The organism is Butyricimonas sp. DFI.6.44 (genome assembly GCF_022132345.1).
GTDB lineage: Bacteria > Bacteroidota > Bacteroidia > Bacteroidales > Marinifilaceae > Butyricimonas > Butyricimonas muris.
In genome coordinates this window covers 58740-78548 of the sequence record NZ_JAKNJD010000009.1, presented here as the reverse complement: position 1 = coordinate 78548, position 19809 = coordinate 58740, and the positions used below count along the sequence as shown (strand labels likewise).

Here is a 19809-nt window from a genome sequence, read left to right as displayed (position 1 = left end):
TTCAAATTATTCTTCTCGAATGTATATTTCTGCCGGTTTTTCCCGGTGACTAAAATTGCTTGGGTAGACAGCCATATACACTCCGGCATTGTGATATACAAAGATAATCTAATTTACTGTACTTATAGGCATTATAACTGTTAATAATGATTCCGTACGTTAAAAAAATGAGTTTGACTTTTATGATTTGACATATCCGTTACAAAATTGCAGTTTGCATATAATGAACATTACGATTTTACCAATAATGATTTATACGTTTTGGCATTACGCGACAACAAACGCATCGTTTCTTTGTGTAGAATAAAAAAGAAAGCAAGGAAACTGCAACTGCCCTCTTAAGCCTAATACAAGGACAGACAGTAAAGTTTGCAATGGAATTATTAACTATAACAATAAAGTATGAACTATGGAATTATAAAACGAATGTTTGTTCTGCTGGTAGTTGCCATCGCCGGTATAACGCAGGGTGTCAAAGCCCAGAACGTGGCTGTCAAGAGTAATGTTCTGGCGGACGCTTTCCTGAACCCGAATTTTGGAATAGAGGTCGGATTCGCGCCTAAATGGACTTTGGACGTTACGGGACAGTTCAACGCGTGGACGCTCTCGCACGACCGGCACTGGAAACACTGGGCTGTTCAACCTGAAGTCAGATACTGGTTCTGCGACCGGTTCTCGGGGCACTTTGTGGGTGCTCACATTCATGGCGGACAGTATAACATCGGAGGTTTTGACGGAAGAATCAACTTCCTCGGCACGGATGCCCGCAAACTGAAGGATTCCCGTTATCAGGGCTGGTTCGTCGGTGCAGGTATCGCTTATGGTTACACGTGGATACTGGGACGGCATTGGAATCTTGAGGCGGAAATTGGCTTTGGATATTCCTATACACGCTATGACCGCTTCGAGTGTGCCGGGTGCGGCAGAAGAACAGAAAGGAACAAGCCGCACCACTACGTGGGACCGACGAAAGCGGCTATTAATCTTGTTTATGTATTTTAATCGTGTGCAAAATGAAAAAGACATTATGTATCCTATCAGCCTTTTTGGGCATAGTTGTGGTAACGGAAGCGCAAACCGGAACCGACACGCGGAAAGAAGATATCGTGGATGATGTTTCCGTGGAAAATCTTAGAATAGAACGTAACGGCAAGTACATCACCATAGATATGCTTTTGGATTTGTCCGGACTCGACGTGGACAATAATCGTGCTGTGCTTCTTACACCATGGCTAGTCAATGGTAACGACTCGCTCGACCTGCAATCGGTAGGGATCTACGGCAGACGCCGTTACTACTTCTATATACGCAACGGCGAGAGTATGCTGTCGGGTAAGGATGAAAAGAGCTACAAGGTCTCGGAGAAGCCCAATACCATCGAATATCATAACATGGTACCATACGCCGAATGGATGAACGGCTGCGTGCTATTGCTTCGCCGCAGCGACTACGGGTGTTGCCACACTTTGTTGGCAGAGCAAAATGGTACGCTCGGACGACACACAGAGGCATTTTTCCCCGAACTGGTATATGCACATCCGCAAGGGCTGATCGAAAAACGGGATTCACTCGAAGGCTCGGCATTCATCGACTTTCCGGTAGATCAAACGGTGATTTATCCGAACTATCGACACAACGCCGCCGAACTTGAGAAAATACAGTCATCGATAGACTCCGTGCGAAGCGATGCAGACATAACCATCACTTCGGTATGGCTGAAAGGTTACGCTTCGCCCGAAAGTCCTTACGCGCATAATAAAGAGTTGGCTATCGGACGTACCGCCGCATTGAAGAAACATATACAGCAACTCTACCGGTTTGAAGGTGATGTAATAATAACCGACCACGAACCGGAAGATTGGGCAGGATTGCGCCGCTACGTGGAACGGTCGAACCTTGAACACCGCACGGAAATCATAGCTTTGATAGACAGCGACTTGAAACCGGATGCCAAAGAACTGAAAATAAAACATGACTATCCGGCGGAATACCGCTTCCTGTTACAGAATTGTTATCCGGCGTTGCGCCGCACCGACTACCGCATATCCTATACCATCCGCAGTTACAGCGACGTGGAGGAGATAAAAAGAATCATGCGTGAACGACCGCAGAAACTGAGCCTGAACGAATTTTACCTTGCCGCACAGGAGTATGAACCCGGTACGGATGAGTTCGCCGAGGTGTTTGAGACAGCGGTGCGCATGTTCCCGGATGACTCCATTGCCAACCTGAACGCCGCCAATGCCGCCATGCGCCGTGACGACCTCACAGGCGCAAAGCGCTACCTTGCCAAGGCGGGCAATTCACCCGAAGCTGTTTATGCCCGAGGTGCACTGGCCATCCGGCAAAAGGATTACGACAATGCCCGACGTTACTTGAATGAGGCGAAATCACTAGGACTAGAGCAAGCCTGCACCACGCTTGAACAGCTTGAAAATGGTAAACACTAAATACGAACAAGAAAATATATCATTAATAAAATCAAATTATACACATTATGAAGATGAATAAATTATTTTTAGGTCTGTTCGCGTGTACTGCATTGTGTGCATGCTCGAACGATGAATCGGAACTCATTCTAAATGAAACGCCGAATGTTTTCACAAGCGATAAAGCGTACATCAATATCCGCCTCGCCGATGCAAGCTCCCTTACAAGGGCGCAAGAAGGTGACTTTGAATACGGAACAAACGAACAGTCCGTAAAAAACGTTTACTTTTATTTTTATGATGCCGACGGCGTATTCGTAACGCAAGGCGATGTTTGGACGGATGGCAACGCCTCAGTGACAACCCCAGCCGAAAACATTGAATTCAAGAGCAACAATGTTGTTGTGCTGCAAGGGCTGGACAAAAAGGAGTATCCCAAGTACATGGTAACGGTGCTTAACAAACCGGATAACTTCGTGTATGGGAAAACGCTCGATGAAATGCAAACGGCACTCGCGGACAATAACGCGGAAGGCATTTATTACCCGACAACCACCAATGACGTCACGACCAATTACTTTACGATGAGTACCACGAGTTACACCGAAGCTAATCGGGCAAAATATTTCGTGACGGAAGTTAAAGAGGAAAATTTCTCTCTTGAACCGGTAACGGACGTGAATGTCATTACTAACGCAATGACTGTCTACGTGGAGCGTCTGGCAGCCAAAGTAACCTTGAATGTGTCCGGAGAACTCCCAAAGGATGCAAACGGACGTTACCCGATAAAAGTCACCGTGGCAGGCGAAGACAACTCGGCCGGAAGCGGTAATATCGCTTCGGAAGACCTTTACGTGGAATTGCTCGGATGGAAATTGAATGCCACGGCGAAGAAATCATACATGGTCAAGAACATGGATGTAACTTGGACGAATGATGCTTTGGGCTTTACATGGAACAGACCGACCGACTACCGTAGCCATTGGAGCAAGTCATTCAACTACGGTTTTTCCGGCTATCCTGAAAATGCCGCAGGAATCCCTGCCAATTCCCAATACCTGAACTATGTCGATTTGAAAAATGACTTAACCGAATTGGAAGCCCCTGCCTATTGCGCCGAGAACACCAACACGAATACCATCGTTACCGCCAACTTTCCTTCTGCCGTCACAAGCATCTTGTTGAAAGCCAAGGTTTGCGATGCAAGCGGCAATGCACTAGACCTCGTACGTTACAACGGTGTGCTTTTCAAACAAGACTCTTTTCTCGAATACGTGCTTAACATACTGAAGACGAAGAACCAACTGAACGTGTGGTATGAAGACGGCAAAGATGATAAAGGTAATACTAAATATACCCAAATTGGCAGAGAGTATGTGAAGTTGGAGAACGTGGGTGACGGGAAAGTGAAAGTGGTATTTACGAATGAGAATGCAACCCCGTTATATGAAGAAGACGGCACCACTTACTCGAATCAAAGCATCACCGGTCTTAACGATAATTTGGCTGCTGCTTCCGCGGGCGCCATTGCTTACAACGGCGGATTGATGTACTACAATATTCCTATCGAACACCTCAACAATGGCGCTATCGCGGCAAACGGAACTATTCCAGAAGCCAAATACGGCGTGGTGCGCAATCACCACTATGTAGTTACCATCGACAAATTGGAAAAGATTGGTAAAGGTATTTTTGACGAAGACGAAAGAATCGTTCCCGGCGATCCGGACGGTGACACTTATTACGTTGGTGCGAAAATCAATATCCTCTCTTGGAAAATTGTCAGCCAAAACGTGGAACTTTAATTTGCTTGAAGTAATCCTTATCTTACAAACAACCATTCCATGAGGTTTTTCCCCGCATGGAATGGTTTTAGAAAAGCGCTTATAGAGAGAATAAAACAACATAAGTCAAATGGATATACAGTCTTACATAAGAAAAACAAGCTGCAAGTTGATGGCAGCCATCGCTTGCGCTTCGATGCTATACGCCTGCAACAGCTTAATCTATGACGGTGAGGGTGATTGCTCGGTAAACTACCGTGTGAAGTTCCGTTACGATTACAACATGAAGTTTGCCGATGCTTTTGCCCACGAGGTGAACGTAGTGACACTTTACCTGCTCGCTGCCGACGGCAGAGTGGTTTGGCAACGTACAGAACAAGGAGAAGCCCTTGCAACCGATGGCTATGTCATGACTGTAGATGTAGAACCGGGCAAATACGACCTGCTTGTTTGGTGTGGTACTACCGACAAAGGCTCTTTCTCGATACCGGAAACAACCGTCGGCAAAGAACTGACCTGCACGCTTGAAAGGCAACACGATGCCGAGAACAAGGCATTCGTTACCGAAGATCTCGATCGCTTGTTCCACGGCTGGCTGCCGGAACAGACGTTCGGTGAAACCGAAGGTACGTACACTTATACCGTACCGCTGGTGAAGAACACCAACAACGTGCGAGTGGTATTACAACACCTTTCGGGAGAAGCCGTGGACAAAGACAAATTCGTTTTCACTATCACCGGCACTAACGGAAGCATGGATTGGGACAACACGCTGCTGCCCGACGAGCCGGTGACTTTCTACGCATGGCATACCGACTCCGGGGAAGCGGGCATGGACTCCCAGACCGAAGAAACACAGACCGCACCTCGTACCGCTTTCAGTGCGACCATAGCTGAACTGACCGTGCCGCGCCTAGTGAAAGGACAGGAAAAACGGCTCACCGTGACCAACAAGGAAACAGGAAAAACAGTTTTCTCCATTCCCCTTATCGATTATGCCTTGCTCGTGAAAGGTTTCTATAACCGGGATATGGGCGATCAAGAGTATCTCGACAGGCAGGACGTGTACGACATGATGTTTTTCCTCGATGAAGGTGAGCGTTGGCTTGATGCCTACATTTATATCAACTCTTGGAAAGTAGTACTGCAAAACAGCGAATTGTAATAGGAGGAATGCAAATGAAAAATGTGGCACAACATATCATCACGGGAACTCTGATGTTTCTTGGGTTGTGGAACACCTCGTGTAGCCATGACACGGAAACCTTCGATATACCCGATAAAGAAACAACTCTCAGCATCGGCCTCAGATTACCCGCAAGAAGCCCAAAGGCCACTGAAGGCTACGAGGTCGGCGATACCTATGAAAACTATATAGACATAGAGAACAACAACTACAGGATTTATTTCTTCACTTCAGACAATAAGTTCATCGCCCGTTTTGAACCGTCCGGTTTCGTGGTGACCGAAGGAAGCGATTACCGGGATTACAGCGTGCTTGGCAAGGCTCCCGCCTCTTTGACCAATCACGAAAACTTCAAGATGGTCGTACTTGCCAACTGGCCGCAATATGGCGATGATATGATGAAGACCGGAGAAACGTTACTCGCGGACATCTGTGATGCCGGATGGGGACAATTCGATAGTTTTTCTTCTTTCGAGTTGGGACCGAAACGGCTAATTCCTTTCTATGGTGTCCACGAATACGATAATATAGAGTTCAAGCCCGGAGAGGCCACATTGCTACCCGAGCCTGTCACCTTGCTCCGTGCCATGGCAAAGGTGGAGGTGATACTCAAAACGGACGAACATTTCGACTTATCATTCAGCGAGGTGAAAATCCGTCGCTATAATAAAAAGGGATACTGTGCCCCGAAAGACGTTTTCTCGCAAGAGGACTACGATCACGGCGGTGAGTGGAACAGTGATTATGTTAGTGACTTGCACCTCGTGGAGAACAGCAACGACACGGAAGAAAAAATACAAAATTTTCACTTCGCAAACCGGTGGATAGATACTGACGGAAACAAATACGAGAAATGGATTGCCTACCTGCCCGAATACCAAAACATTAACGCAGGCGACAAATACTCGTGCATTGAAGCAAGACTCGATGCCCAGACCGGTGAGGACGAACCGCACAAAGTCTATTTCGCGAGATACGACGAGAGTGGCAAGACAGATAATAACGACAATGCCCAGCGTTTCAACGTCACCCGCAATAACCTCTACCGTTTCACCATCACTGTCCGCAACAACAGACTCTCGGTGAACGTGCAGGAATGGAAATATGCTTATGACAACGAATATACTTTTGACTGATATGAAACATTACTTCTTACTCGTACTCTTATTAGCAACCATCACAATGGGTAGTTGCATAGACGAACTTCAACCGGAGGCAAGTGAAACAAACGGAACAGTCCTTGATGAGGGCGAACTGACGGAAGCTGTATTGAATTTGTCCGTCAATGCATTTGTCATTGGGACAAAAGCAAATACAAGGGCATCCATACCAAGCAGCACTCCCGAAAAGGAGACTTCGGAAGAAAAAGAGATACACAACATCTGGGTATTCCAATATGACGCAACAACACAAGAACTGTTGATAAAGCCTCGTTACTACACCATCAATGACCAAACGATGTTGCAAGACCTGCCCGTATATCTGAAAGCAGGAGTTCCATCCATCGTATATGTCGTAACCAACACGGGCTATGACAACTGGGCTAACGATGGCACGGATGCTTCATGGCAAACGTTCAAAAAATTGGAACAACTGAAAAAGCAAACCTTGCCTACCGCTTTCCCGGCTCGGTCGATAGACAAGGTGTCGATCCCAATGGCCGGAGCAAGCGAGGAGGTTGAGATAACGACAGGTATTACGGTCACTGTACCGGTTACACGTATGTATGCTAAACTCAAAGTAAAAGTAGAAATGCTGAAGGCTGGAATGGAACTGAACAATGTCAACGTAAGACAAATTCCCAATATTTGCCGGGTGGAGACACTGGCCGGAGATGGACAGGAAGAGCCGATGAATGCGGTTCCATTCCCTGATGGAACAACATTCAGCTCTATAGCCTTTGCCGCTTCGGACTTGGAAAAGAATGAAGATAAGGAATGGGCTGTTTTCTATGTCCCGGAAAACCTGCAAGGGGAAACAGAAACTCAGGGTGGTAACAAGTCTGATGCCGCCCCCTCCAACGCACTTGTGGTGGATATAACCACCGAAATCGGTGGCGAAAGATATCTCTATGTAGCTTATCCCGGGGGAAACTCACTTAATAATTTTAATATACAACGTAATCAAGTTTACCGCATAACGTTGACTATCACAGGAGAAAAAGGCCAAAACAATCCATCGTCCAATTGTTTTGTTGTAAAACCCAACGGTTTCCTCTCTTTTGAACCCTATTACCGTGTAGAGACAGGAGGCGGATACAATTTTGCAGACTATTTAAGCCCTCATGACGAGAACCTGAAAATAGCCCGTGTCGGCATTATCTGGCAAACCAAAGACTGTATCGGTGATAATACGAATGGAACGCTGGTGCAACTCGGTGAGAACACAGGCGACATTCATCAGAAAATCTATGTTAGAACACAAAAGAAAGGGAATGCCTTGATCGGTGCTTACAATAGCAAGGGAAACATTATATGGTCTTGGCACATCTGGGTTACTGACCATGAACCGGACAATCTCGGCAAAGCCGTTACTTATTACACATACGATTGGGACAAGAACGGCATATATCCCGAGAAGCCACGCGTTCAAGGCTATGCCGTTATGCCATGCAACCTCGGTGCGCTGGCGGAGAATCAAAAAGGTACAGGAAATGGTCTTTATCGGTATCCGAATGAAATGACACAGGCTTTCGGTATGTTGTATCAATGGGGACGAAAAGATCCGTTCCCTCCTTTACGCAATATTACAAATGCATATCAGGATTATAATGACGAACATACAGATATACACTATGACAGCTCCAACCAGATTGAAGTGCACAAGACATCCGATATCGATGAAAACAAGCTGTTCCATTCGGTGATTGGAAATACCCTAACCGGAGCCATCAGACACGCCATAGCCAACCCCACGGTTTTCATCTGTGGAACAAACGAGGTGAAGCGAGGTGAATCTTATGTACAAACAAAGAGTAGCTATTTCAATAATGGAGACTGGTGTCCGGTAGGAGAAAGCGACAATAAACTTTGGGGTGGACTGGAACCAGCCTCCGAGGGAATGAAGGGCTACACGATTAATCAAAATAATAATGTACACATATACGATAACTACGGAACGGAAAAATCCATTTTCGACCCCTGCCCCACGGGCTGGAGGGTTGCCTCGGGTGAATTGTGGCTCGAATTTACAAATACAGGACTCAATCCGGGATCTATGAGTGATATCAATTATGACGACAAGTTTCCAGACGGATATGGAATGAATATGTATATGCAGCAATGGAAAGACGGTCCGACATCTTATTTTCCGGTACAGGGAACACGTGTAGGTGATGGAGGAGGCATTCGTTCAAATAGTTGCGGAAACTATCATAATGCAACCACGGACACAGATAACCGAGTGAATATTTTACATATCCATAAGGATCATAGCCTGTTCCATATATTCGAATATCAATTCTATTTCTACTATGTAAAATCAGTAGCAGGACCAATCCGATGCGTGCGCGATTCGAAATGAAACAGCACACTTGAGCTGGAAGATTTTCCCATTATCACCGAATTCACCTATGCAGAGGACACTATCGACATTGATCGAAATCATGAACTAAACAAGGACTTATTTGGTCTTTAAGGAAATAAAAAAAAGCCTAAAAATAATCTAATTCTTAGGCTTTATCTTTTTAATGTAGTCATTTTCAGACTCTTCGGTGATCCAACTGGGACTCGAACCCAGGACCCCAACATTAAAAGTGTTGTGCTCTACCAGCTGAGCTATTGAATCCTTCAATTGTGTTTCTCAATTGCGGATGCAAAGATAGTAATTCTATTTAAACTCCCAAAGACAAGGGGCTTTTTTTATGAAAAAAATATGGCGATACAACACGGATAAGCTTTCACGAACTATTCTTCAATCGCGAGCGACTCTATTTTCAACAAGCGTTCTTTCAACCGGGGCATATCTTTCTGCCTGATAGAGAGAGTCATTTCGCACTCCATTTCGAAATTCCGGGATAGCACTTCCGGTTCTTCTTCTTTCAGTACTTTCATCACGTCATTCATCACCACGTAGGTGAAACGGATACGAATTTCTTCATCCACCGTGCGTTCGACAATCTCGGCATGGAGGATGGCATTGGCGGCGGCATCCCTGTACGCTTGAATCAAACCGGATACACCGAGTTTTATCCCCCCGAAATAACGCACGACAACCACGAGAACATTGGAAAGATCGTTGGATACGATTTGTCCCAGAATGGGTTTCCCTGCCGTGGAGGAAGGCTCCCCGTCGTCATTCGCCCGAAAGCGTTCCCGGTTTGCCCCCAGACAATAGGCATAACAATGATGACGGGCATCATAATACTTGGTTTTTATCTCTGTCAGGATATCTTTAATCTCTTCCTCTGTCTTCACCGGGTAAATAAAAGAAATAAAGCGACTGCCTTTCTCCTTGTACAGGCCTTCGGCAATCGCGTTTACTGTTCTATATTTATCCTCTTCCATGAGAAATTAATTCGCGCAATAGAGTTTCTTTTGCAACTCTTCCACTTGGGCACGGAAAGCACGATCCGTTTCCATCATGTCGGTGACAGCCTTACAGGCATACAATACCGTCGTGTGATCTTTACGTCCTATCAGCTTCCCGATATAAGCCAACGAGGCATTCGTGTAATTCTTGCTGAAATACATCGCCAACTGGCGGGCTTGCACCACTTCCCGTTTGCGTGTTTTTTCCTGCAACAGTTCGGGTGCCATATTGAAGTGTTGGCAAACAACTTCCTGTATATATTCCACGGTCAGTTCCTTTTTCTGGTCTTTGACCATTTTACCCAAAATATCCTTAACGACATCTATCGTCAAATCCCGATGATTAAAAGTAGCTTGAGCTAACAAAGAAATCATGGCTCCTTCCAATTCCCGCACGTTGGTGCACACGTATTTACATATATACTCCAATATCTCGTCGGAGAAATCAATACCGTCTTTACGGGCTTTGTATCGGGCTATCGCTACCCGCGTTTCGTAATCCGGGGCTTTTATCTCTGCCGACAATCCCCAGCGGAAACGAGAGAGCAAACGCTCTTCCAAACCGCTCAATTCTGCCGGGGAACGATCGGATGTCAATATCAATTGTTTACCGGATTGATGCAAATGATTGAATATATGGAAAAACGTATTCTGCGTGGCAGTCTTCCCCGCCAACTCGTGAATATCGTCCAGAATCAACACATCTATCAATTGATAGAAGTGCAAGAAATCGTTAATCTCGTTCTTGCGCACGGCTTCCGTGAATTGCGTCTGGAAGACATTGGTTGTCACGTACAACACCACCTTATTCGGGTGGTTTTGCTTTACTTCCATACCAATTGCCTGTGCCAGATGCGTTTTACCCAAACCGGAGCCCCCGTATATCAACAAAGGATTGAAAGCCGTTCCACCGGGATTCTGGGCAATAGCTACCGCGGCAGATTTTGCCAACCGGTTGCAGCTACCTTCTATATAACTATCCAATGTATAGGAAGGGTTCAGTTGCGGGTCAATCTGTACACGATTATTATTACGCTCAAAAGGATTTTTCGGGGCATTATCTCCTGTTTTACCGTTCAGATAAACGGTACTTGGCTCAACCTTCTTCACGTGCGTAGAAGACATCGTCACTGATATCGGGTCACGAGGGTGACTCTCCTCTACCACAACAGAATATTCCAGTTTAGCTTTCGGACCGATCACGGTACGAATAGCTTTCCGCAAAATCTCCACAAAGTGTTCTTCCAGACACTCGTACACGTATTGACTCGGAACTTGAATTGTCAACACGTCCTGCTGAAAGTTCAAAGCACGTATAGGCAAGAACCACGTTTTAAATGTTCTTGGCGCCACTTGTTCTTTAATTAGGTCCAGACATTCCGACCAAACACTTTTACAATCCCTTTTCATTTATATATATCGTTTTATTCCCTATTCATCCTATATGAAATAGAACGCTAAATTCGAAAAAATATTTCTCTAAAAAAAATGAGCCTTTTGCTTGCTTTTTACCAAGAATGGCTTACGGGTTAGGTATCAATCTTTTAGACATAACACACTAACACTCAATAGATTAATTCATTTGTTACATATTGACCGCATTACAAAATTGCCTTTGTAATCTTAACATAAACGTAACAATATTTTGAGCGATTTTCCTAGATAAAGCTTTAAGTCTTAGGTCTAAAAATTGATTCGAAATATCAAAATAGAGTTTTAAAAAGTTTCGGTTTATGTTAATAAAAATAGATGCCTTACATGCATTATTTAGAATCATTCTATTTTTCAGACAAAGTCAATTTTAACTATATAAGCGTCTTTGTAACGTTTCATAACATCATCTAATTTCCGTTGCGCGGCTTTCAATTTCTTGAAACTATCAATTATATACAGATACTTATCTTTATACTTAATCTCCTTTAATCCAGAGTTTTGTACATATAATTCCGAATTTATATCCAGACGTTCGGACGACTCGAAAATCACTATTCCGTACTCATCCAAGCCGATCTTGCCGGAAGAAAAATCTATTAAGGAAAGGTTAATGAAGCGTCTTGGGTTATACCTGAATTCGACTAACAGACGATTGAGATTTTCACTCACTTGATTCAGATTATAATAAAGGTCATTATCATTCACGAGAGCACCAATCGTTCCCTCTCCCCGGTTTATTTTAGCAAAGATCGTATCAACATGTGCAAGTATATTATCGACGTTAGTCAACATCTCACCCAAACTGGCACCACGCAAGGAATCGCTGATCGCCGAGAAGTTACCCAGTATATTGGATATTTCTTCATTGTTATCCGACAGATTGGCCGTAATACTATTTATATTCCGCAATATCTCGCTGACACGCGCAGATTCCGACTGCATCAGTGTATCCAAATTACCGGAAGCACCTTCAAGATTCCGTAAAGTGCGATCTATACTGGCAAAACTATTACTCAAATTCTTTTTGGTTTCTTCATTGAAGACGCCTTGTACAATAACCATAACGGAATCGAGAGAACCCAGAAGACGTTCCGCTTTTTGCTTTAAAGGCAGCATTTGACGACTTACCTGCTCCATCAATCCCTGTTCTATTTTAGAAGTCAACGTGTCACCGCTAACGGCAAAAACGGGAGAATCGCCCGGAATCAAATCCACCACCTTGGAACCCATCAGATCGGCACTCTGAATCATCGCCAAACTATTGGAAGGTAACTCCAATCCCTTGTTGACGGAGAACTTCACCAGCACTTTATCATACCGTTCACCCGTGAACTGAATAGAGATGACCTGCCCCACCTGATATCCCCGGTACACGACACCACTGGATACTTTCAATCCTTCCACGCTATTATATACCCCGTAAAATATACTTTTGGATTCAAATAATGACGAGCCTTTCAGAAAATTGATTCCCCAGATTAAAATAAGCACCGCAGCTATTGCAGTTAATGCCAGTTTGGCTTCTCTTTTTAGTTTCATGAGTATAATTTTATTCTTTACTTCTTTTGTTCTATTTTTCTTGCATCCGCGACCGTTATCTGTTTACCTTTATATATAGCAATGATAAAACAGTCTTTCACCACCTTTCGGGTACTCTTCTGGTTTTCCAACGCTTTTTCGTAGGTAGAAGTTTTCCCAACGTAATAACGGTAACGCTCTTCTCCTTTCAACTCCTCTATCTTTTCTTTCAACTTCAGATACTCGAAATCCTTGATTCTTGTCTTGGACGAGGCTACTTGAACAGCGTAAAATAAGTCATTTTTATTTTGAGGAGCAACAACATTCTCCGTTTTTTTCTTCTCCGTTCCGGTTACTTTCTTTTCTTCAGACTGAGTGACAGGGTTTTCCACCTTTATCACGACACTATTCCGCTCCACATTATTTTTATACGATTGGAATCCCGAAAAAATAGCACGCGCCAAATTTGTCTGCCCGGATTCCGACGTCAATATTTTCTGGTCATGCGGGTTCGAGATAAAACCCGTTTCTATTAACACGGCAGGCATCCCGACATCCATCAAAACGATAAACCCGGCTTGCCGTACTTCCCGGTCCGGCATTTTCGTGCGTTTCACCAGTTCATTCTGCACGGGAGCCGCAAATTCCATACTATTTTTCAAATGACTGTTCTTCAGAAAATTGAACATGATGTAGGACTCTGCTTTCTTGGGATCAAAGCCGTCGTACTTCACCGAATAGTCTTCCTCGTAATGAATCGCCTCGTTTTCTTTCATGGCAACTTGAAAACTCGCTTCCGATTTATGCAATCCCAACACGTAAGTTTCTACCCCTCGCACGGTAGACTTGGAAAACTTGTTCACGTGAATGGAAATGAACAACTGCGCTTTTGCTTTATTCGCTATTCTTCCCCGTTCCCTCAAGTCCACCGCAACATCTTTTGTTCGGGTATACACTATTTTGATATTCGGATAAGCATCCTTTATCATTTTCCCCAACTTCAAGGCAACAGCCAAAGTTATATCCTTCTCTCTCAAGCGTCCGCTTATCGCACCCGGGTCTTTCCCCCCGTGTCCCGCGTCAATACAAATACAAGTAATTCTACCCAAATTATCTTGAGCATCGAGAGTTTTTATTCCCCCTAACAGAAAGATAACCAACAAGAAACCTACAAACCTGCACTGATTTATCATGTATTTAAAACTTTTTAAAAAGAATCATGACCATTAACAACCATTATTTCTTACATTTGCAAAGCAAAAATGCTATATGCGTCATGCAATATTAGTCACAAAAATAATATATTAAATTGCAAATTAGATTATATACAGGGCTTTTTATTAAGAAATGTATCATTTTAACGATGATCGCCCTGCCGATAATACTATCATCCAACGGTGTTGCATCCGAGCTTCTTTTCGGAGACGGAATTGATGTATTTGTCAGTGACACCACGAAAGAAGTCAGAGATCAGTGGCCTGTCATCAATCTCGATACCACGATTCCGACTCCTAAAAGACTTCCCGTCCTCGCCCGCGACACGTCCGGGCAACCGGGCGACAGCATTCGTATCGTGTATGATTCAACAGGTATGGCAATTGACACGATCCGGAATGACTCCACGGTTTCAAAACCGTTATTTAATGATTTAATCACTTATAACGCGGACGACTCCGTGAAATTTTCCATCAACGGCAAGAAAGTTTACTTGTACGGTAACGGGTTCGTGAAATACCTCACGAGCGAACTGAAGGCTGATTATATCGTACTGGATATGGAAAAAAAAGAAGCATACGCTACCGGGGTTCCCGATTCCGTCGGAGAACTTACAGGTACCCCGAAATTCAAAGACGGGGCACAAGAATTCGAGGGAAAAGAGTTGAGATATAATTTTGATTCGAAAAAAGGACTTATTACAGAAATCATCACGCAAGAAGGCGAAGGATACGTGCAGGGACAAACCACGAAAAAGATGAGCGACTCGGTGTATTGCGTGGTACACGGTTCATATACCACGTGTGACAATCATGACCATCCTCATTTCCGTCTTCGGATGAGCCGGGCGAAAATGATTAAAGACAAAAGAATCTTCGTGGGCTTCACCTACTTGGAACTCGAAGATGTTCCCCTGCCCTTGTTTATCCCGTTCGGTTTCTTCCCGATCACGAACAAGGGGACGTCAGGTATCATCATGCCGACATACGGGGAAGAACGAATGAGAGGTTTCAACCTGCGGGGTGGTGGATATTACCTCTATATCAATGACTATATTGATATGACTCTCACGGGGGACATATATACCAACGGTTCATGGGGATTGCAATACGCCACCACGTATAGAAAAAGATATAAATACAACGGGCAATTCAACGCCACGATGAGTAAGAACCACGTGAGCGAAAAAGGTCTGCCCGACTATCAGGAATCTTCCGACTGGTCTGTCCGCTGGACTCACTCGCAAGACGGTAAAGCCAACCCTTACAGTTCTTTCTCGGCATCGGTGGATATGTCTTCCGCGAGCAATAATTACTATAACGGAAACAATATAAATGATATTGCCAATCAACGAAAGCAATCCAGTATATCTTGGAGCAAGAAATGGCCGGAAAGTCCTTTCAGTTTAAGCGGCTCACTCAGCCACAGCCAGAACAGTCGGGACACCTCTATCTCCCTCACGCTACCAAACATCAGCTTGCGCATGACACAAATCTATCCTTTCCGTAAAAAAGACAAGGTGGGGGAAATGAAATGGTACGACAATATCGGCATCTCCTACTCGGCAGAACTGAGAAACAATATCCAGACAAAAGAGGATAAACTATTCAAATCATCTTTTGAAAGAGATTGGGACAACGGATTCAAGCACAATATCCCGCTTAGCTTGTCTTTCAAAATAGCAAAAGACGTGACATTTACCCCTTCTCTAAACTATAACGGGTACCTCAACACGAAGACTTTCGAGAAAATATGGATACCGGATACCAGCCGTGCCGGGGGACAAGTTGTCAAAAGAGTCATACCGGGTATGAACTATTCGCATGACTATTCGGCAAGTGCCTCCATTGGCTACACGCCGACCATTTACGGTATGTTCTTGTTCAAACCGGGCAGTAAGGTTGCCGCTATCCGTCACATGATACGCCCGTCTTTCTCGGCGTCCTACACGCCTGCGTTAAAGCCTTTGGGCAAATACACGAAGGAATATTTTGACGGGGAAAAATACGTCGAATACGCTATTCACGAGGGATTGCCTTATACCCCGAAGACGACTATCGGCACACAATCGGGAAGCATCAGTTTCAGCTTGGACAACAATGTCGAGATGAAAGTCCGTAACGATAATGACACGACCGGGGATGAGCAATTCAAAAAAGTAAAACTACTGGAGAGTTTCCAGATAAGGGTTTCTTACAATCCTTTCGCGGATAGCATGAGATTTTCCACTATCGGTTTAAGCGCCCGTACCAAAGTATTCAACAATAAGGTCGATTTGAACTTCTCCGGAACGTTGGATCCTTACGCTGTCGATGGGAACGGACGTAAAATCAATAAATACCACGGTGGAATCGGGCGATTGACAAACGCTACCATATCCAGTAACTTTAGTCTATCGGGTGACAACGGTAAAAACAAAGAGAAGAAAAACGAAATGGTGGGCGGTTATTACGATGACTATATGGATTTTGATGTTCCTTGGAACCTGAGTCTGGGGTACAACCTGAATTATACCAAAACTTACTCTTCGGCCTCCCCCAAGGGAAAAGGAGATATTCGACAAATTTTAAGTATCAACGGAGATCTCTCGTTGACACCGAAATGGAAAATATCTTTCCAATCGGGATATGATTTCAAAGCCAATGAAGTTACCTCAACAAGTTTCAGTATCACGCGGGACTTGCATTGTTGGGAAATGGTATTCAATTGTATGCCATTCGGTCAGCACCAGTCCTACAACTTCGAGATACACGTGCGTTCTTCCATGTTGAGAGACTTGAAACTGACCAAACGGGAATCCTTTACCGACTCAAGGTTATACAATCGATAATAAATTACGACCTCTGTCGTACGGCTTCGTACATCAATATAGCCGCGGCAGCGGAAACATTCAGCGATTCGATTTTACCGAGTTGGGGTATCTTGATACGTTCGTCCGCCAAAGCCAACAACTCTTCATCTATACCGGTATCCTCCGATCCCATGATAAGCAGGCATCCGTCTTTCATGTTTGCCTCGGTGTAGAACTTATCGGCTTTCTCTGTGGCGGCAAACACGGTCAATCCCCTCCGTTTCAATTCCCGGATTGTTTTCTTCAGGTTCTTCTCCCGACACACCGGTAAATGATACAACGCTCCCGCTGATGTCTTGATGGCATCGGATGATATTTTCGCTGAATTTTTGTTGGGAATCAGAATCGCATCCACCCCGGCACATTCCGCCGTACGAGCAATTCCGCCCAAATTGCGCACGTCCGTGATTCTGTCCAACACCAAAACGAACGGGGTCTTTCCTGCCGCAACCACGCTACCGATTACCTCATCGATATCTTGATAAGGTATCGGGGAAACCTCAGCCAACACCCCTTGATGGTTGCGTCCGGCAAACGGTTTAAATACTTCTTCCGGAACATACTGGAACGGAATCTGACGTTCACGCACCAACGCGAACAACTGTTGGAATAAATCACCCTTTATCCCTTGTCTGAACATTACTTTATCAATCTCTTTTTCATCCTGTATCGCCTCCTGTACGGCACGGATTCCGAAAATACATTCTTGTTTAAACTTTGCCATCTTACCTATTCAATTTACAATTTAATAATTTCGTGATTTGACGATTGCCGATTAATTCCCGACCTTCGATTTCAGCATCTCCAAGCGTTCGTTCTCTTCTTCCCACTCTCTCATACACGCTTCCAAGCGTTTTTTCGCTTCATCATACGTCTTCAGTAGCTCATCGCTAATCGTCCCTGTTGCCATTTTTCCCTCGGCATCCACTATCGCTTGTTCCAAATCGGCAATCTCCAACTCCGATTTTTCAATTTTCACCTCCGAACGTTTGATTTCCTTATTCCACTGTTTACGTTCCTCGAAAGCAGCTTTATTCTCGGAAACGGGTTGTTCTGCCACCTTCTCTTCCACCTGCACTTTCCGGGGATGCATCTGTTCATACTCCCGGAAACACTCTAGCTTTTTCGCTTCCAAGAAGTGAGTCACCCCACCCAAATATTCCTTTATATTCTTATTCGTGAATTCATACACTTTATCAGCCAACCCGATCAAGAAATCACGGTCGTGCGATACGACGATAACGGTACCGTCGAATTTCTTCAAGGCATCTTTCAAAATGTCTTTCGTGCGCATATCCAAATGGTTCGTCGGCTCGTCGAGAATCAGTACATTGTAGGGTTCCAACAGCAGGCGTACCATAGCAAGCCGGGTTCGTTCTCCCCCGGAAAGCACTTTCACTTTCTTGTCAACATCCTCTCCCGAGAATAAAAAAGCCCCCAGAATATCCCGTATCTTTTTCCGTATATCCCCGACTGCCACTTGATCCACAGTGTCGAGTACACTTAACGAGGGATCAAGCAAATCCGCCTGATTTTGAGCGAAGTACCCGATATTCACGTTATACCCAATCTTTAGCGTCCCCTCATAAGGGATCTGATCCATTATCATTTTCACTAAAGTGGTTTTTCCTTCTCCGTTCCTTCCCACGAAAGCCACTTTCTCCCCTCTCAACACGTCCAAATTCACTTCCCGCAATACCACGTGATTGCCATAAGCTTTCGTCAAATCACGACCGCTCACCACCACATCACCCGAACGTACAGCCGGTTGGAAACGCACGTTAATTCGCGCAGAATCCTCCTGTTCCACTTCAATCCGCTCTATCTTTTCCAGTTGTTTGATGCGCGATTGCACTTGTACCGCTTTCGTCGCCTTGTAGCGGAAACGCTCTATAAAGTCTTCCGTATCTTTAATCTGTTTCTGTTGATTCTCGTAAGCACGCAATTGCTGCTCGATCCGCTCCTTGCGCAATTCGGTAAATTTCGTGTAAGATACTTTATAATCGTATATCTTACTCAAAGATATTTCGACAGTACGGCTCGTGATATTATCCAAAAAAGCCCGGTCGTGCGAAACAAGCACTACCGCCCCCGGGTATCCCTGCAAGAATGATTCCAACCATGAAATGGATTCTATATCCAAGTGGTTCGTCGGCTCGTCCAATAAAAAGACATCCGGACGTGCCAATAATATCTTCGCCAACTCGATACGCATACGCCACCCGCCACTGAATTCTTCACAACGACGATCCATATCTTCTTGACGAAATCCCAATCCTTTCAACACGACCTCAACCTCTCCGTTCATATTATCGGCTCCCCGCATATGCAACATCTCGGTTTTCTCGTTCAATTTATCAATTAAAGACATGTAACTGTCGGATTCGTAATCTGTCCTTTCCGCCAATTCGGCATGCAATCTCTCCACTTCCCGTTGCAATCCCAACACGTCATTGAAAGCCGTCCCCGCCTCTTCCCGCACGGTTTTCCCTTCCGCGTACACTTTCGTCTGGGGCAAATAACCGACCTTCAAACCGGAGGGCATCGACACACTTCCTTCGGACGGTTCCTGCACCCCGGCAAGAATTTTCAACAAAGTAGACTTGCCCGCCCCGTTACGTCCGGTCAGACCTATTCTGTCCCTTTTGTTTACCAGAAACGAGATGGAATCCAACAATGCGTAATCTCCGAATAAAACACTTACATTATTAATTGAAATCATTACAATAACTTGAAAATTGAAACCTTCCGTATTTAACGGATGCAAATATACGAAACTTATTTTGTTGCACGAAACAACTAAATTTACATTTAAAAATGCGAAAACTAACATATGTCATGTTTTATCCTTAAAATATTTTTG

13 protein-coding genes and 1 tRNA gene are annotated in these 19809 nt (G+C 44.6%); 7 read left to right on the top strand and 7 right to left on the bottom strand.

Annotated features, from left to right (window positions below; genetic code table 11):
- Window positions 1–402 precede the first annotated feature (402 nt).
- The 6 genes from L0M98_RS13295 to L0M98_RS13270 all read left to right on the top strand — a co-directional run bounded on the left by L0M98_RS13295 (window position 403) and on the right by L0M98_RS13270 (window position 8921).
- Complete coding sequence (locus L0M98_RS13295) at window positions 403–1002, top strand: DUF3575 domain-containing protein (RefSeq protein WP_227216663.1); 600 nt, start codon at window positions 403–405, stop codon at window positions 1000–1002.
- 11 nt (window positions 1003–1013) lie between these two features.
- On the top strand, window positions 1014–2450 hold the full coding sequence (locus L0M98_RS13290) for a DUF3868 domain-containing protein (RefSeq protein ID WP_227216664.1): 1437 nt from the start codon (window positions 1014–1016) through the stop codon (window positions 2448–2450).
- 47 nt (window positions 2451–2497) lie between these two features.
- Entirely contained in the window at window positions 2498–4234 is a 1737-nt protein-coding gene (locus L0M98_RS13285; protein WP_227216665.1) for an Mfa1 family fimbria major subunit, read from the top strand.
- A 109-nt stretch (window positions 4235–4343) separates the two neighbouring features.
- Entirely contained in the window at window positions 4344–5378 is a 1035-nt protein-coding gene (locus L0M98_RS13280; protein WP_227216666.1) for a FimB/Mfa2 family fimbrial subunit, read from the top strand.
- Between the two features lie 14 nt (window positions 5379–5392).
- Window positions 5393–6535: a hypothetical protein gene (locus L0M98_RS13275; protein ID WP_227216667.1), complete on the top strand. Its 1143-nt coding sequence runs from the start codon at window positions 5393–5395 to the stop codon at window positions 6533–6535.
- 46 nt (window positions 6536–6581) lie between these two features.
- The gene (locus tag L0M98_RS13270; RefSeq protein WP_237961725.1) at window positions 6582–8921 is read left to right on the top strand and encodes a DUF4906 domain-containing protein; all 2340 of its coding nucleotides are present in this window, start codon (window positions 6582–6584) and stop codon (window positions 8919–8921) included.
- A 191-nt stretch (window positions 8922–9112) separates the two neighbouring features.
- Here the strand turns inward: L0M98_RS13270 and L0M98_RS13265 are convergent.
- The 5 genes from L0M98_RS13265 to L0M98_RS13245 all read right to left on the bottom strand — a co-directional run bounded on the left by L0M98_RS13265 (window position 9113) and on the right by L0M98_RS13245 (window position 14073).
- Window positions 9113–9185 (bottom strand) — tRNA-Lys (locus L0M98_RS13265).
- A gap of 119 nt (window positions 9186–9304) precedes the next feature.
- Complete coding sequence (locus L0M98_RS13260) at window positions 9305–9904, bottom strand: IMPACT family protein (protein ID WP_227216669.1); 600 nt, start codon at window positions 9902–9904, stop codon at window positions 9305–9307.
- 6 nt (window positions 9905–9910) lie between these two features.
- On the bottom strand, window positions 9911–11338 hold the full coding sequence (dnaA, locus tag L0M98_RS13255) for a chromosomal replication initiator protein DnaA (protein ID WP_099293894.1): 1428 nt from the start codon (window positions 11336–11338) through the stop codon (window positions 9911–9913).
- A 375-nt stretch (window positions 11339–11713) separates the two neighbouring features.
- Complete coding sequence (locus tag L0M98_RS13250; protein ID WP_227216670.1) at window positions 11714–12901, bottom strand: MlaD family protein; 1188 nt, start codon at window positions 12899–12901, stop codon at window positions 11714–11716.
- A gap of 17 nt (window positions 12902–12918) precedes the next feature.
- Window positions 12919–14073 carry an N-acetylmuramoyl-L-alanine amidase family protein gene (locus L0M98_RS13245; protein WP_227216671.1) on the bottom strand — a complete coding sequence of 385 codons (1155 nt, stop codon included), beginning with the start codon at window positions 14071–14073 and terminating at the stop codon, window positions 12919–12921.
- 116 nt (window positions 14074–14189) lie between these two features.
- Between L0M98_RS13245 and L0M98_RS13240 the strand changes: the two genes are divergently transcribed.
- On the top strand, window positions 14190–16925 hold the full coding sequence (locus L0M98_RS13240) for a putative LPS assembly protein LptD (RefSeq protein ID WP_227216672.1): 2736 nt from the start codon (window positions 14190–14192) through the stop codon (window positions 16923–16925).
- Window positions 16926–16929: 4 nt separating this feature from the next.
- Here the strand turns inward: L0M98_RS13240 and rlmB are convergent, their stop codons facing one another.
- Both rlmB and L0M98_RS13230 read right to left on the bottom strand, forming a co-directional pair.
- On the bottom strand, window positions 16930–17670 hold the full coding sequence (gene rlmB / locus L0M98_RS13235) for a 23S rRNA (guanosine(2251)-2'-O)-methyltransferase RlmB (protein WP_227216673.1): 741 nt from the start codon (window positions 17668–17670) through the stop codon (window positions 16930–16932).
- Window positions 17671–17721: 51 nt separating this feature from the next.
- On the bottom strand, window positions 17722–19668 hold the full coding sequence (locus L0M98_RS13230) for an ABC-F family ATP-binding cassette domain-containing protein (protein WP_227216674.1): 1947 nt from the start codon (window positions 19666–19668) through the stop codon (window positions 17722–17724).
- Between the last annotated feature and the right edge of the window lie 141 nt (window positions 19669–19809).